Here is a 14,758-nt window from a genome sequence, read left to right as displayed (position 1 = left end):
ATATTTGTATTGAATTTTGGGAAAATAAAGAAAAAGGAGTGGTTATAAGTGGGGATAGAGCGTACGGAAATAAAATCGATTATTTCAACAGAGGAAGAGTTACGGAAAATATTGGGGCAACCAAGTGAGCGAGCATTGAAAAAAGTTATTTCATCATTAGACCACCATTGTGTAGATTTTCTTTCTAAATCTCCTTTTCTAGTATTATCTACTGCAAATAAGTTGGGGGAGTGTGATGCCTCGCCGCGAGGAGACGCACCTGGATTTGTATACGTACTCAATAATAATAAAATTATCATTCCAGAAAGACCAGGAAATCGTCGTATAGACTCCATTTTGAATATTATTTCAAATCCACGTGTAGGACTAATCTTTTTTATTCCAGGTCTTGGGGAGACACTCAGAATAAATGGCCGAGCGTATATTATAAACGACGAAGAAATTTTGAAAGAAATGCAGGCGAATGGACGCAATCCGTTGCTTGGAATTGTTGTTGAAATAGAAGAGTGTTATATTCATTGTGCAAAAGCTTTTATTCGTTCTAAGATGTGGGATCCAGAATCTTGGTTAAATAAAAAAGAGTTACCTTCAGCAGCAAAAATGTTGCTGGAGCATGCGAAAGTGAATACTTCAGAAGAAGATGTTGCACGTTCTTTAGAAGAAAGTTATACAAAAAGATTGTATTAGAAATTTTATTAATATAGTTTTGTAGAGCGGATATGTACGGGTTTTAGAATGGGGAATTTATATATGAACCGTTGATTTATAAAATGGAGAAATAACAAAATAGGTAAATTGAGTGGCGGTTGCATAATGCTATTGTAAAATATTATAAAAAAAATTCTTGAAAATAGTTAGTAAAAATAGGCTTGCTTTTTAAAAAGTTGATAACTATAATAAGTTAACAAATAGACATGAACGAAAAAGTAACGATAAGGACAAGAAATCATTTTTACGGTTTACAGAGAGGGAAGTCTAGGGTGTGAGCTTCCTAACACGAGAAATGGTTTTACCACCTTTGAACTTCAATAGTGAACGAGTAATCTAGTAATTATTGACGGTATCAGCCGTTATCTGAACTTGAGCAATCTAGGAAGAAATACGTCTAGGTTGGAACAAGGGTGGAACCACGAAAACACATTCGTCCCTTTCCTAGGGATGAGTGTGTTTTTTTACGGTTTTAGGGATTGAAAATTTAAAATAATTAAAAAATAGTGTTGATTTTGTTTTTTATGCGAGTATAATGAGTTAACAAATAAACATGAACGAAAAAGTAACGATAAGGACAAGAAATCATTTTTACGGTTTACAGAGAGGGAAGCCAAGGGTGTGAGCTTCCTAACACGAGAAATGATTTTACCACCTTTGAACTTCAATAGTGAACGAGTAATCTAGTAATTATTGACGGTATCAGCCGTTATCTGAACTTGAGCAATCTAGGGAGAAATACGTCTAGATTGGAACAAGGGTGGAACCACGAAAACACATTCGTCCCTTTCCTAGGGATGGGTGTGTTTTTTTATTACTTTGAAGGGAGGTGCGGTAACATGAAACTATTTATAAGTACGGAAATAACCACCACCTGCATGACAAAAAAGCAGAGTAAGGTGATTTATAGGTGTAACAATTAAACTTTTAGGAGGAGATTAGAAGATGAATAACGTTATAAATGTTGGGGTATTAGGTTTAGGCACGGTCGGAAGTGGTGTTGTTCATATTTTGAAAGAACATTATAAAAAAATCGCTCTTGATACAGGATACGAAGTGAAAGTGAAAACAGTCGTTGTACGTGATTTGGAAAAAGAACGCGATGTTTGTATTGACGGAATTGCAGTCACAAGTCATGCAGATGAAGTTCTAAATGATTCAAATATTGATATTGTAGTAGAGGTAATGGGCGGAATTGAAGAAGCAAAACAGCATATTGTTAAGGCTTTAGAAAATAAAAAACATGTCGTAACAGCAAATAAAGATTTAATGGCTGTATATGGTGCAGAGCTTCTTCAACTGGCAAACGATAATGATTGTGATTTATGTTATGAAGCGAGCGTAGCAGGCGGTATTCCAGTGTTAAGAGGACTAACTGACGGGCTAGCATCAGATCAAATTGAAAAAATAATGGGAATTGTAAATGGTACAACAAATTATATGTTAACAAAAATGAGTCAAAATGGGTGGTCTTATGAAGAGGCTTTACAGGAAGCACAAAAATTAGGTTTTGCAGAATCGGATCCGACAGCAGATGTAGATGGACTAGATGCGGCGCGAAAGGTAGCAATTCTTGCAAACTTAGGTTTTTCGATGAATGTTTCATTAGATGATGTGCAAGTAAGAGGGATTCGAAAGGTTGAAAAAGAAGATTTACAAATGGCTGAAAAGTTAGGATTTACTATGAAGTTAATTGGGAAAGCAGAAAAACAAGGATCAGCCATTCATTTAAGTGTAGAACCGACACTTTTACCAAGTCGTCATCCATTATCGAATGTAAATAATGAATTTAATGCAGTATATGTTCACGGTCAAGCGGTAGGAGAAGTAATGTTTTACGGACCTGGAGCTGGAAAGTTGCCAACTGGTTCTGCTGTAGTAAGTGATATTATTTCCATCGTTAAAAATATGAATCAAGTGCCGAAAAATAAAAGTGCGTTAAAAGAACCAGTTCCTTATGAATTACAAGGTGATGAAGAAGTAGTTTCGAAATATTTCTTGCGTATTTCATTACGAGATGAGCCTGGGATGTTACAAAAAATAACAGAATGTTTCGTTAATTACTCTGTAAGTTTAAAAGAAGTTATTCAATTACCTTTAAACCGTGAACTGGCAGAAGTTGTTGTTGTGACACATCGAACTTCCAAGTATCAATTCGAACGAGTTTTAGGAGCGATAGAAGCTGTTGCAAGTGAAATAAACAGTTACTACATTATTGAGGAGGAAAAACAATATGTATAAAGGACTATTAAAACAATATGCTTCTTATTTACCGGTGAATGAAAACACACCTGATGTCAGTTTAATGGAAGGAAACACACCTCTTATTCCGTTATTAAATATATCAAAGCAATTAGGGATTCAGCTATATGGTAAGTACGAAGGAGCGAATCCGACAGGTTCTTTTAAAGATCGTGGTATGGTGATGGCAGTTGCTAAGGCGAAAGAAGAAGGTTCAGAAGCAATCATTTGTGCATCAACAGGTAATACATCAGCATCAGCTGCAGCATATGCGGCACGTCTTGGGATGAAATGTATAATCGTAATCCCTGAAGGAAAGATTGCGCATGGAAAATTAGCGCAAGCGGTCGCTTATGGAGCTGAAATTATTTCAATAGAAGGGAATTTCGATGATGCACTTAAGGCTGTAAGAAATATTGCTGCAGAAGAGCCGATTACATTAGTAAATTCAGTGAATCCTTATCGAATTGAAGGACAAAAAACAGCAGCATTTGAAATTTGTGACCAATTGCAAAATGCACCAGATGTTCTAGCTATCCCTGTTGGGAACGCAGGGAATATTACAGCATATTGGAAAGGCTTCTGTGAATATGAGAAAGAAAAAGGTTATAAGAAGCCAAGAATTCATGGCTTTGAAGCAGAAGGAGCAGCGGCAATTGTAAAAGGGCATGTAATTGAAGAGCCTGAAACAATTGCAACAGCAATTCGCATTGGTAACCCAGCAAGTTGGTCGTATGCAGTAGAGGCTGCCGAGCAGTCTTGTGGTGAAATAGATATGGTATCAGATGAAGAAATTTTACATGCGTATAGGTTATTGGCAAAAACTGAAGGAGTTTTCGCTGAACCAGGATCAAATGCTTCATTAGCCGGCGTAATTAAACATGTTAAATCTGGAAAAATCAAAAAGGGAGAAACAGTTGTTGCAGTATTAACTGGAAATGGTTTGAAGGATCCTGATATCGCTATTTCTTCAAATCAACTAGACATCGCAAGTGTGTCAAATGATATAGAACAAATTAAAGATCATATTAAAGGGGTGATTATGTCGTGATACCATTAAGTGTTCGTGTCCCTGCTAGTACGGCGAATGTTGGTCCTGGATTTGATTCAGTTGGAATAGCTTTGTCATTGTATTTAGATGTGGTGGTTAAAGAAAAAGCTGATAAATGGCAAGTAATCCATTCCTTTGAAGAATCAATTCCGACAGACGATAAAAATTTAATCGTTAGCACGGCATGTAAAGTATGTCCTTCTATATCACCCCATATAATAGAAGTTACTAGTAATATCCCATTAACAAGAGGGCTAGGAAGTAGTGCATCAGCGATTGTAGCTGGGATAGAGCTTGCGAATCAACTAGGCAATTTGAACTTAACTGCTGATCAAAAAGTTCAAATTGCTACAAATTTTGAAGGACATCCTGATAATGTTGCTGCTTCTATATTAGGTGGAACTGTAATCGGAGCACTTGATGGAAAGGATATTTCCGTCGTAAGAATTGAGAGCAAGGAATTAGGGGTAATTTCTCTTATTCCGAATGAAGAATTAAATACAGATGAAAGTCGCTCTGTATTACCAAAGATGTTTCCGTTTCATGAGGCAGTTAAAGCTAGTGCGATAAGTAACGTATTAGTAGCTGCATTATGTCAAAAGCGGTGGGAAGTTGTAGGTGAAATGATGGAGAGAGACCATTTTCACGAGCCATATCGTTTAGAACTCGTACCGTTATTACCATCTATTCGTAAATGCGCAAAAGAATTTGGTGCGTACGGTACAGCACTTAGCGGTGCGGGACCATCTATTTTTATATTAACGCCATATGAGAAACGTCAAGAAATCGCTGAGCAATTAGCGAGAGTATTTACAGATATGAAAGTATGTGAGCTTGAAATCGACCATAAAGGTATTATTGTAAATAAGGAAGAGCATATTGGATCGTAAAGAAAGCTGGCATGGCTAGCTTTCTTTACGTTGCAAACCTATTTTAAATTAGGTTTTTTCGGAAAAAAATATAAAACAAATGTTGATTTTGAATAATGTAAGTAAAGAGTGCATTCATTTTGGAGGTGATTAAATGAATAAAGAGTCACCAGAAGAAAAAAGAGAGCGTATGAGACAAAGTGAATTAAAAAGTAATCCTACGGGTTCTTTACATGACGGACTCAATAGAGCGGAAACAGGTAGTCCAGTTGTTATAGCAGGCGGTATGAATTGGAAAGGTACAGGGATAATCATTTTAGTACTACTTTTAGGATACATTGTATACACTTATTTTTTCAGTTAAAGAATGCTTGTTAAAATTTTGATTTGTTTAGTTTCATAATTGTTGAGAAAAAATGCAGTTACTGTATTACATATCTTCTAAGCGAATTATAGTTGTTCATATCAATTTTTAATACTCCAAATAGAGCTAGCAAAATGCTAGCTCTATTATTTTTTGCCACATTCCTGTAACAAACCACCTGTATATTCATTGGTGGAGGTGCAGAGGATGAAAAAAATGATAGCGATATGTCTTCTAACAACTATGCCATTTTCGACTTTAGTCGGTTGTGACGTAAAAGGTAGTAATGCTGTACAAGAGTCTAAAATAAAGAAATCGACGTATAAAGATTTTACTTATGATGTAAATCCAGAAACATTCACATTAACTGTAGAACATGAGGGGGTAAAGGAACAGGCATCACAACCCCTACCGAAAATGAAGGTATCGAATGTAAAAAAAGAAAAGGATCGTACATCGTGGGAATATCCAGATCAAAAAGTAAAAATAAAATTAGAAAAGAAAAAAGACCACTTAAACATTGAAGTGGAATCGACTGGTGCAGAAAGCTTTACATGGCCGAAAGTAGAAGCTGAAAATTATACACTTCCGTTATGGGAGGGTAAGCAAATTCCGAGCAATGATGAGAATTGGAAGAAGTTTTTAAAGGATGATGCATATTCATTTGCTGAATCATTTTCTATGAAGTTTTTCGCTTTAAATGGTTCGAAATATTCAATTGTATATATTGCAAACAATATGTTTAATAATGAATTGAAATTTCATTCGGATCCGAAAATAGGATTTGATTTTACACATGAATTTCCGAGCATAAATAAAAATAAAACATATGGATTTCAATTATATGTGACAAATAATGATGCGGTAAGCATTGCTAAACTGTATAAGGATGATATTGTTCGAAAAGGTGAATTTAAAACATTACAAGAAAAGGCTAGAAAAAATAAAGAAATCGAAAAGTTATATGGAGCGGCGCATTTTTATTTTTGGAATCAAAATGGTTTATCAGAAAATAATATAAATTGGCCAAAACTAAGGGAGCAAATAAATAGCCCGCTGTTTAGTCATATAAGAGAACTTATTCAAAAGAATAGTTCAGAGCCTGGGGAACTGAATGTATTAGATCAAGTAAGTAAACAAGATTTCATTGATAAGTATCAAAAAAATGTTATTTTACGTTATATAAACGAAGTATTATCCATGAAGGAATTTTATAAAGAGGATATTTTTCAAAACGTTGATCAGGAAGCTAGTGTGCTATTAAAGAAAGGTGTAGGTCACTTAACGAACACAGAATTGTATAGCTTAAATAAGCATTTATTAAAGTCGCTACTTGGTGATGCGGTTGAAGAGGTAAGTAAATGGGGTAATGCAGATGGAACGGACATACTAAAGGAAATGAAAGAGGTAGGAATAGAAAAAGCGTGGATTGGTCTGCCGAATTGGGAACAAGGATTTATGCAACCTAATTTCGTGACAAAAGCGAAGGAAATGGGGTATTTAGTTGGTCCGTATGATTCATATCATTCCATTCACGAAAAAAGTGATAAAAATTGGAACACAGCATCCTTTAATGACCCATCATTATATGAAGAGGCTACTGTAACGAAGAAAAACGGAGAAAAGGTGCAAGGCTTTTTAGGCAGAGGTCGCAAGTTAAACCCGACTTTATCGCTGCCTAGTGTAAAGGAACGCATGAATGATATATTACAAAATGGTCCTAAATATAATTCATGGTTTATTGATTGTGATGCGACAGGTGAAATTTACGATGACTATTCAGCGAAACATATAACGACACAAGAGCAAGATTTAAAAGCACGTTTAAAACGAATGGACTACATTGCACAAGAAAAGGGTATGGTCGTTGGTTCTGAAGGTGGAAATGATTTTGCTAGTAGTACGATTGCATTTGCACACGGAATTGAAACACCTGTTATTAAATGGGACGATGAAGATATGCGGAAAAATAAAACAAGTCCGTATTATGTCGGTGGATATTGGTCACCAAATCAAAATGTTCCCGAAAAATATGCAAAACAAGTACCATTGAAAGAAGAATATAAACAAGTGTATTTAAACCCAGTATATTCGGTACCATTATATAAATTAGTATACAATGATTCCGTTATTACAACGCATCATTGGGAATGGGGAAGTTTAAAGGTAAAAGATGAAGTTGGAAATCGAATGCTGTCTGAATTATTGTATAATGTTCCTCCGTTGTACCATTTAGATGAAGTAGAGTGGAATAAACATAAAAAAGAAATTACAGAGCATCTAAAAGTTTGGAATGAAGTTCATGAAAAAGCAGTAAAAGAAGAGATGACGAATTTTGCGTATTTGTCAGAAGATAAGCTAGTACAATCTGTTTCTTATGGAAAAAATATTAAAATCATTGTGAACTTCTCAAATGAAGACATGGAAGTAGAAAAAACGAAAATAAAAGCAAAGTCGGCTTTTATTGATAATCAGGGGAAGAAAAGCATGTATACGCCGTTTGAGAAATAATAACGTGAAATATACTGTACTCATAGAGGTTTTATCATTAGCTGGACTCTTTATTCATATCGTTTATCTGGAAAAAGATATCCTAATTTAAAATGAAAGAGTTAATGAATTTATAAATTTGCATGTTGCGAAGTGCTAAATTTTTGAAATTGGTAAATAGTGACTTGCCAAAAATAAGTACGAGAGTATAATGTGAAATGGAATACATATTGGGTTTTAGTAGTAACCTTACAAAATTGTAAGGTTAATGAAAGGAAATTCAATATGAAGATAAATAGACTTACATTATACTTGGTAAAGAGAAAGAGAGGCGAATGGGTATGAGCTCTGAATTAGAACAAAATACGAGAAGTAATAAAAAGCGTTCTAAAAGAAAGTCAATAAAATGGTTCATATTAATTCCATTTTTCCTACTTATTTTTGGAGGAGTAGGATATGGTTCGTTTATATATAATAAAGCAAAAGCTGTTGTAAATGATGCGTATGCGAAAATTGAAAAGTCATCAAAGCGTGATAAAGAAGTTGAACCTTTAAAGGATAATATTTCAATATTAATCATGGGTGTAGATGGAAGTGAAATGAGAAAAAGCCAATATGGCGAAGCAGTTCGAACAGATGCACTTTTATTAGCAACAATTAATAAAGATGATAAGTCTGTTAAGCTAGTAAGTATTCCACGTGATTCACGTGTTTATATTCCAACTAGAAAAAAATTAGATAAAATTACTCATGCTCACGTATTTGGTGGCGTAGAAAGCACACGCGATACGGTGGAAAGATTTTTAAATGTCCCTGTTGATTATTATGTGAAGTTTAACTTTGAATCATTCGTACAAATTGTCGATTCAATTGGTGGTATTGATATTGATGTACCAGTTACTTTCACTGAACAAGATAGTAAAGACCAAGCTGGTATGATCCATTTAGAAAAAGGTTACCAACATTTAAATGGAGAACAAGCACTTGCACTTGCAAGAACGCGTAAAATTGATAGTGACGCAATGCGTGGACAGAGACAGCAACTTGTAATAGAAGCAATTGCCAAAAAAGCGATGTCTGTTCAATCAATTAGCAAAATGGGCTCTTTACTAGATGCGGTTGATAAAAACATGAAAACGAACTTAACATTTGACGATATGCTTGCCATTACAAAAAATATGGCAGGATCTAATTTGGAAATGGAAAAAATGCAAATAGAAGGTACAGATAAACGTATCGGTGGTATTTATTATTACATTCCAAATGAAAAAAATGTAAAAGATATTTCAAAAAAATTAAATGATCATTTAGGTGTAACGCCAAAACCAGTTCGAAACGAATAATAAAAAAAGATTGGCTTTTGCCAATCTTTTTTTTGAAGTGGATTAGCAACTTTTTAATAACGTTTTTTTGTTGCGGAAAAATTATACTAAAATCATTTTAATTTATATAAACAAAAGGTGTAATTATACGATATACTAGAGGGGACTATTTGGAAATTAGCTCCTAAAGTTGAAGGGAAGGAAATTCAATTTATCACTATTTATAGAACAATTGAATTGGTGGAAATTGAAACAGGTTAAAGAAAGACTGTTCAAAATGCAATTACATATTCATACACAATGAAGCGATTAAGGTGAAAGACGAAGAGATAGTAATTGCGAAAGATCATGTATCATATATTGACCAGCTATTTTAGCAGATAAATAATCATACAATAGGTGCTTAGCTATCGTCAAAAAAATGGTGGACCTTCATGGAGATATGTTTAGTCGTATAAACACATGGAACAATACTTTTGATAAAACTCCCATTATAATACAAAAAAATCTGTTTACATGGTGAAATAAAAATAAATAGATGTATAATTATATTGGGCGATTTATATATAAGATTAATAGGGAGAGGAATTCGATAGAATGGAAAAAGCTTTAAAAATTAAACAAATAGTAGTCGTTTTAATAGCGATTGCCGCAGTAGCTATTGGGTATTACATGTTTCAATCAATTACTTCACCAGCAAAAGCTGTTGCGAAACAAGAAAATGTAGTGCAGCTTGCAAGTGAACAGCCGAAAGTTGAAATGAATAAAACGGCACCAAGTCGTTTTAATGGAAAAGAAAGAAAAGTTGCTTATCTTACATTTGACGATGGGCCAGGGAAATATACGGCTGAATTATTAAATACGCTAAAACAACATGATGCGAAGGCGACGTTCTTTTTAATTGGAGCGAATGTCAAAGAATTTCCTGATTTAGTGAAACGTGAAAATGCTGAGGGTCATTATGTAGGCATGCATAGTATGACACATAATTTCGCAAAGTTATATAAAAATGGCGAGTATGTAAATGAGATGAAAGAAGATCAAGGTTTAATCGCTAATATTATTGGGAAATCACCTAAATTAACACGTCCTCCATATGGTTCGATGCCTGGATTGAATGAAGGTCTTCGAAATAAAGTGGTAGAAGGCGGATTTAAAGTATGGGATTGGACAATTGATTCATTAGATTGGAAATACAATAAAATGCCAGTTGATGCAGCTGCAGCACAAATTGCTCAAAACGTATTAACAAATGCAACAAAACCGCAGGAAGTAATTTTAATGCATGATATTCACCCGCAATCAGTTGCTGCTGTGCCAGCAATTTTAAAGGGGCTAAAAGAAAAGGGTTATGAGTTTGAAGCTTATCATGAAGAGAGTCACTTCCCAGTGAACTTCTGGCATGATAACCGTATGTAATGGAGGAATGAACGTTGAAGTATGGAAAAGTAGCAGTAGTTGGAGCATTATCAGTAGGACTTTTAACAGGTTGTTTCGGTGAAAAGCCAGAAGAAAATCTATATACAGCTTTTGAAACAGCAGCAACACAAGAAAAATCTTTAGTGGATGAAGCAAAAAAATTAGAGCAGTTAGAGAAACAAGGGCAAGAATTATATGCTCAAATTTTGCAAGAAGGTAAAGATCATAATGAAGCAGTTGTGAAGAAAATAGAGCAAGCTACTGCAAATGTAGATGATCGTGAAAAAGTATTGAAAAGTGAAAAAGAAATGCTAGAAAAAGCACAGAAGGAAACGAAATCTGTTCAAAGTAATATAGAGAAGATTGAAGATAAGAAGTTACAAAAACAAGCAAAAGCAGTAGAAGAGTCGTATAAAAATCGTTATGATGCATTCAAAAAGATGAATGAAAATTACACGAAAGTGTTAGCGACTGAAAAAGAACTGTATGAAAAATTAAAAGTAAAAGAAACGAAATTAAAAGAAATCGGTGAAAAAGTTAAAACTGTTAATGAATTAAATGTGGAAGCACAAAAGTCCAAAGAGCAGTTTAACAAATTTACAAAAGAGTATAATGACAGTAAATTAGCATTCTACAAAGATGCAGAAATTAAGATTAAAGATCAGAAATAAAGAAGAATCTAAAGTGTAATAAAAAGCCGGAGAAACATCGTTATAAATGTTTTTTCGGTTTTTTACGTTAAATGAATAGAAAAGACTGGAATTGATATCATAAAAGAGTTATAGTGAGTTATTCTAAGGGAAACATTGTAAAGTAAGGAGAATGGAAATATGTCATATGAATTTTTACTCAAATTAGGTTTAGCACTCTTTTTAGGATTATTCATCGGGATAGATAGGCAGCTAAAGAATAAACCACTTGGTGTGAAAACAAGTATGGTTATTTCTGTAGCAAGTTGTTTAATTACGATGGTTTCAATTGAATCTGTGCATGTATATTCTGTTCCAGGACATACAAATATGGATCCGATGCGACTGGCCGCTCAAATTGTTAGTGGAATTGGTTTTCTTGGCGCAGGTGTCATTTTACGAAGAAGTAATGATGTTATTTCTGGATTAACAACAGCTTCTATGGTGTGGGCTGCTTCAGCTTTAGGGATCGCAATTGGTGCGGGATTCTATTTACAAGCGACAGTTGCTATGGTTTTAATTATTTTAGCGATTAATGTACTTCCGCAACTTGTGAAAATTGCAGGACCGTATTCATTAAGACAAAAGGATTTATCTATAAAAATTACTGTTAAAGAGCATCATGAGTTAGATGGTATATTTAAGCAAATTAAAAATTTAGGCATGCATGTGAAACGCGTGAAAATTAAAGATATAGATAGTGGAGCATTTCAGCAACTGGAGATGGTTATTTTAGCTCCAGAAGATTTATATACAACAGAGTTATATAGTTCCCTGAAAGAGATTGATCGAGTAGTTTCAGTTGAAGTGGAAAGTAGATAATTGTGATAAAAAAGAGTGAAGTGAATTCACTCTTTTTTATTTGGATTTTTAAGGAATGAAATTGATATAATGATGAGTAACAAGGGGGAGAAATGATGGGAATACATATTAGAAGAGCAATAAAGGATGATATACCAGGTATAGCAAAGGTGCATGTTGATAGTTGGAAAACAACGTATAAAGGGATATTTGCTGACGAAATTCTAGATAATGTAGCATATGAGAAACGAGAAAAACAATGGGAAGATATTTTTCAAAAAGAAGGTAATCATCAATTTAGATTTGTAGCAGAGAGTTTAAATGGAGACATAGTTGGATTCGTCGATGGGGGAGTAGAAAGAACTGGTACATATAATTGTGATGGAGAATTATATGCAATCTACCTTTTACAAGAGTATCAAGGAATGAAAATAGGACAAAAGTTATTTCAAGCTTTATTATCGGATTGTATAAACAATGATATGCAATCACTTTTAGTTTGGGTTGTTACGAATAATCCTTCTAAAAAGTTTTATGAAAAATTTAACCCTGAAAAAATTGATACGAAATTTTTAGAGAGAGTAAGGGTAGAAGAAACAGCGTATTGTTGGAGAGATTTGAATTTGTTATACAAAAAGTTATATAGATTTGCTTAAATAATATTATTATGTAAACTTTATGTTTGAAAGAGGTATACCAATTAAGGTATACCTCTTTTGTTTAATCATTTTGGATAGATTACTAATGAAAAATAGTAAGTATGTAGTTTGAAACTGAGTATTTTTTTCGTGTATTTTTAACTAGATTAAAGAAAAGAGAGAAAACAAGAAAAATTAAATCAGATAAAAAAATTCTGAAATATACTCTTGAATTGAATATCATTATCAATTAGAATCATAATTGATAACGACATTCAATTATCGTTTATTATATAAAATTTCGATAGCTTTAATATAAAGAGGAGGACCAACATGCAGCATGCGAAACAAATCGCAGAACATGCAACATTACAAAGCTTTTTAAACTGTTATTTAAGAGAAACAGGGAGTGGAGAATGGATTACAGAGGATGAAAGAATGAAGATTATCTTCAGTAATACGTTGAATAGAGATACAGTCCCCACATATTTATGTTGTCGGCTATCGGCACAGAACGTTACTTTGTATGGAGAAGTTATATATAAATCATCAACAGATCGTCATTTGTTTGGAGAACAATTTTATTATCAAATTGGAGATAGTAATTCTGTTATTAAAGCAGATTACGTTACAGTTATTACATTTTTAATAAAAGAGATGTCTATCAACTACGGAGAAGGGACGAATCCTGCGGAACTTATGCTTCGAGTTATCCGTAGTTGTCAAAATATTGAGGAATTTACAAAAGAGAGAATAGAAGATACGTCCGCATTATACGGTTTCCATACAACTTTTATAGAAGCGGAGCAGTCTTTATTATTTGGGCATTTAACTCATCCTACACCAAAGAGTAGACAGGGGATATTGGATTGGAAAAATGCAATGTATTCTCCAGAATTAAAAGGAGAATGTCAGCTTCATTATTTTCGGGCCCATAAAAGTATAGTAAATGAAAAATCATTATTATCAGATTCTACAACAACGATTATAAAAGAAGAATTAAGTAATGATGAGATGGTTAGTAAGGAATTTATAGAGAAGTACTGTAAGGAAGATCAATATGCATTAATTCCAATTCATCCGCTTCAGGCAGAATGGCTCTTGCATCAAGCTTACGTACAAGATTGGATAGTTCAAGAATTGCTTGAGTATATTGGACCTGTAGGTAAGTATTATATGGCAACATCATCACTAAGGACACTGTATCATCCCGATTCGAAGTATATGCTTAAGTTTTCATTTCCGGTGAAAGTAACGAATTCAATGCGTATTAATAAACTGAAAGAACTTGAGAGTGGTCTTGAAGGGAAGGAAATGTTAAAGACGGCTATTGGTGAAGTACGAGAAAGATTTCCAGGCTTTGATTTTATTTGTGATCCAGCCTATATTACATTAAATTATGGAACACAAGAATCTGGATTTGAAGTGATTATTCGCGAGAACCCTTTTTATAGTGAACATGCAAACGACGCAACATTAATTGCTGGGCTAGTTCAAGACGCTATACCTGGGGAACGTACGCGGTTATCGAATATTATTCATCGCCTAGCAGATTTAGAAAGTAAAAGCTGTGAAGAAGTAAGCTTAGAGTGGTTTAGACGATATATGAATATTTCTTTAAAGCCAATGGTATGGATGTATTTACAGTATGGTGTTGCATTAGAAGCTCATCAGCAAAATAGCGTTGTTCAGCTAAAAGATGGTTATCCGGTCAAATATTATTTCCGTGATAATCAAGGATTTTATTTCTGTAATTCAATGAAAGAGATGCTTAATAATGAATTAGTTGGTATTGGAGAACGTACTGGAAATTTATATGACGACTATATTGTGGATGAGAGATTTCGTTACTACTTAATTTTCAATCATATGTTTGGTCTCATTAATGGTTTTGGCACAGCAGGATTAATTAAGGAGGAAATTCTTCTCTCGGAATTAAGGTCTGTACTTGAATCATTCCTTCCGTATAACCGGGAACCTTCAACATTTTTAAGAGAATTATTGGACGAAGATAAGTTAGCGTGTAAAGCAAATTTACTAACGAGATTTTTCGATGTCGATGAGTTAAGTAATCCATTAGAGCAAGCAATTTATGTGCAAGTACATAATCCGCTCGTTAGAGAAGTGGCTGTTCGTTCATAAATAGCGTTAAAATTTCACGTAATA

General features: G+C 33.9%; 12 protein-coding genes and 2 other annotated features. All 12 genes read left to right on the top strand.

The genetic code is table 11. The annotated features are described in order from the left end of the window. Positions 1 to 48: 48 nt before the first annotated feature. The 12 genes from MRP26_RS02225 to MRP26_RS02170 all read left to right on the top strand — a co-directional run bounded on the left by MRP26_RS02225 (position 49) and on the right by MRP26_RS02170 (position 14,734). Positions 49 to 687: a pyridoxamine 5'-phosphate oxidase family protein gene (locus MRP26_RS02225; RefSeq protein ID WP_053564719.1), complete on the top strand. Its 639-nt coding sequence runs from the start codon at positions 49 to 51 to the stop codon at positions 685 to 687. Positions 688 to 920: 233 nt separating this feature from the next. Continuing rightward, positions 921 to 1,152 (top strand) — a binding site (T-box leader). A gap of 115 nt (positions 1,153 to 1,267) precedes the next feature. Beyond that, positions 1,268 to 1,499, top strand: a binding site (T-box leader). A 154-nt stretch (positions 1,500 to 1,653) separates the two neighbouring features. Then, positions 1,654 to 2,949 carry a homoserine dehydrogenase gene (locus MRP26_RS02220; protein WP_001066894.1) on the top strand — a complete coding sequence of 432 codons (1,296 nt, stop codon included), beginning with the start codon at positions 1,654 to 1,656 and terminating at the stop codon, positions 2,947 to 2,949. Beyond that, positions 2,942 to 4,000 carry a threonine synthase gene (thrC, locus tag MRP26_RS02215; RefSeq protein ID WP_053564718.1) on the top strand — a complete coding sequence of 353 codons (1,059 nt, stop codon included), beginning with the start codon at positions 2,942 to 2,944 and terminating at the stop codon, positions 3,998 to 4,000. The genes MRP26_RS02220 and thrC overlap by 8 nt, the downstream gene beginning before the upstream one ends. Next, positions 3,997 to 4,890 carry a homoserine kinase gene (gene thrB, locus MRP26_RS02210; RefSeq protein ID WP_000612682.1) on the top strand — a complete coding sequence of 298 codons (894 nt, stop codon included), beginning with the start codon at positions 3,997 to 3,999 and terminating at the stop codon, positions 4,888 to 4,890. Before thrC ends, thrB begins: the two co-directional genes overlap by 4 nt. 133 nt (positions 4,891 to 5,023) lie before the next feature. After that, positions 5,024 to 5,233: a DUF6366 family protein gene (locus MRP26_RS02205; protein WP_197241792.1), complete on the top strand. Its 210-nt coding sequence runs from the start codon at positions 5,024 to 5,026 to the stop codon at positions 5,231 to 5,233. Between the two features lie 207 nt (positions 5,234 to 5,440). Continuing rightward, the gene (locus MRP26_RS02200; RefSeq protein WP_161114599.1) at positions 5,441 to 7,744 is read left to right on the top strand and encodes a glycoside hydrolase; all 2,304 of its coding nucleotides are present in this window, start codon (positions 5,441 to 5,443) and stop codon (positions 7,742 to 7,744) included. Positions 7,745 to 8,064: 320 nt separating this feature from the next. After that, on the top strand, positions 8,065 to 9,066 hold the full coding sequence (locus tag MRP26_RS02195; protein WP_002093954.1) for an LCP family protein: 1,002 nt from the start codon (positions 8,065 to 8,067) through the stop codon (positions 9,064 to 9,066). 576 nt (positions 9,067 to 9,642) lie between these two features. Continuing rightward, positions 9,643 to 10,464, top strand: a complete 822-nt coding sequence (locus MRP26_RS02190; protein WP_000409482.1) for a peptidoglycan-N-acetylglucosamine deacetylase — start codon at positions 9,643 to 9,645, stop codon at positions 10,462 to 10,464. Positions 10,465 to 10,478: 14 nt separating this feature from the next. Beyond that, positions 10,479 to 11,135, top strand: a complete 657-nt coding sequence (locus MRP26_RS02185) for a YkyA family protein (protein WP_000873563.1) — start codon at positions 10,479 to 10,481, stop codon at positions 11,133 to 11,135. Between the two features lie 159 nt (positions 11,136 to 11,294). Next, positions 11,295 to 11,975 (top strand): MgtC/SapB family protein, encoded by a 681-nt coding sequence (locus MRP26_RS02180; RefSeq protein ID WP_000119510.1) that lies wholly within the window; start codon positions 11,295 to 11,297, stop codon positions 11,973 to 11,975. 92 nt (positions 11,976 to 12,067) lie between these two features. Beyond that, the gene (locus tag MRP26_RS02175; RefSeq protein ID WP_053564715.1) at positions 12,068 to 12,610 is read left to right on the top strand and encodes a GNAT family N-acetyltransferase; all 543 of its coding nucleotides are present in this window, start codon (positions 12,068 to 12,070) and stop codon (positions 12,608 to 12,610) included. 315 nt (positions 12,611 to 12,925) lie between these two features. Continuing rightward, positions 12,926 to 14,734, top strand: a complete 1,809-nt coding sequence (locus tag MRP26_RS02170) for an IucA/IucC family protein (RefSeq protein ID WP_001163337.1) — start codon at positions 12,926 to 12,928, stop codon at positions 14,732 to 14,734. Positions 14,735 to 14,758 lie beyond the last annotated feature (24 nt).

Source organism: Bacillus sp. CCB-MMP212, from assembly GCF_022748145.1.
Taxonomy (GTDB): domain Bacteria; phylum Bacillota; class Bacilli; order Bacillales; family Bacillaceae_G; genus Bacillus_A; species Bacillus_A cereus.
The sequence above is the reverse complement of the archived record's forward strand: the minus strand, read 5'-3'. Positions and strand labels throughout refer to the sequence as shown.

Coding starts and splice junctions, on each gene's coding strand:
- MRP26_RS02220 (WP_001066894.1), top strand. CDS start 1,654: ATGAATAACGTTATAAATGTTGGGGTATTAGGTTTAGGCACGGTCGGA.
- thrC (WP_053564718.1), top strand. CDS start 2,942: ATGTATAAAGGACTATTAAAACAATATGCTTCTTATTTACCGGTGAAT.
- MRP26_RS02205 (WP_197241792.1), top strand. CDS start 5,024: ATGAATAAAGAGTCACCAGAAGAAAAAAGAGAGCGTATGAGACAAAGT.
- MRP26_RS02200 (WP_161114599.1), top strand. CDS start 5,441: ATGAAAAAAATGATAGCGATATGTCTTCTAACAACTATGCCATTTTCG.
- MRP26_RS02195 (WP_002093954.1), top strand. CDS start 8,065: ATGAGCTCTGAATTAGAACAAAATACGAGAAGTAATAAAAAGCGTTCT.
- MRP26_RS02190 (WP_000409482.1), top strand. CDS start 9,643: ATGGAAAAAGCTTTAAAAATTAAACAAATAGTAGTCGTTTTAATAGCG.
- MRP26_RS02180 (WP_000119510.1), top strand. CDS start 11,295: ATGTCATATGAATTTTTACTCAAATTAGGTTTAGCACTCTTTTTAGGA.
- MRP26_RS02175 (WP_053564715.1), top strand. CDS start 12,068: ATGATGGGAATACATATTAGAAGAGCAATAAAGGATGATATACCAGGT.
- MRP26_RS02170 (WP_001163337.1), top strand. CDS start 12,926: ATGCAGCATGCGAAACAAATCGCAGAACATGCAACATTACAAAGCTTT.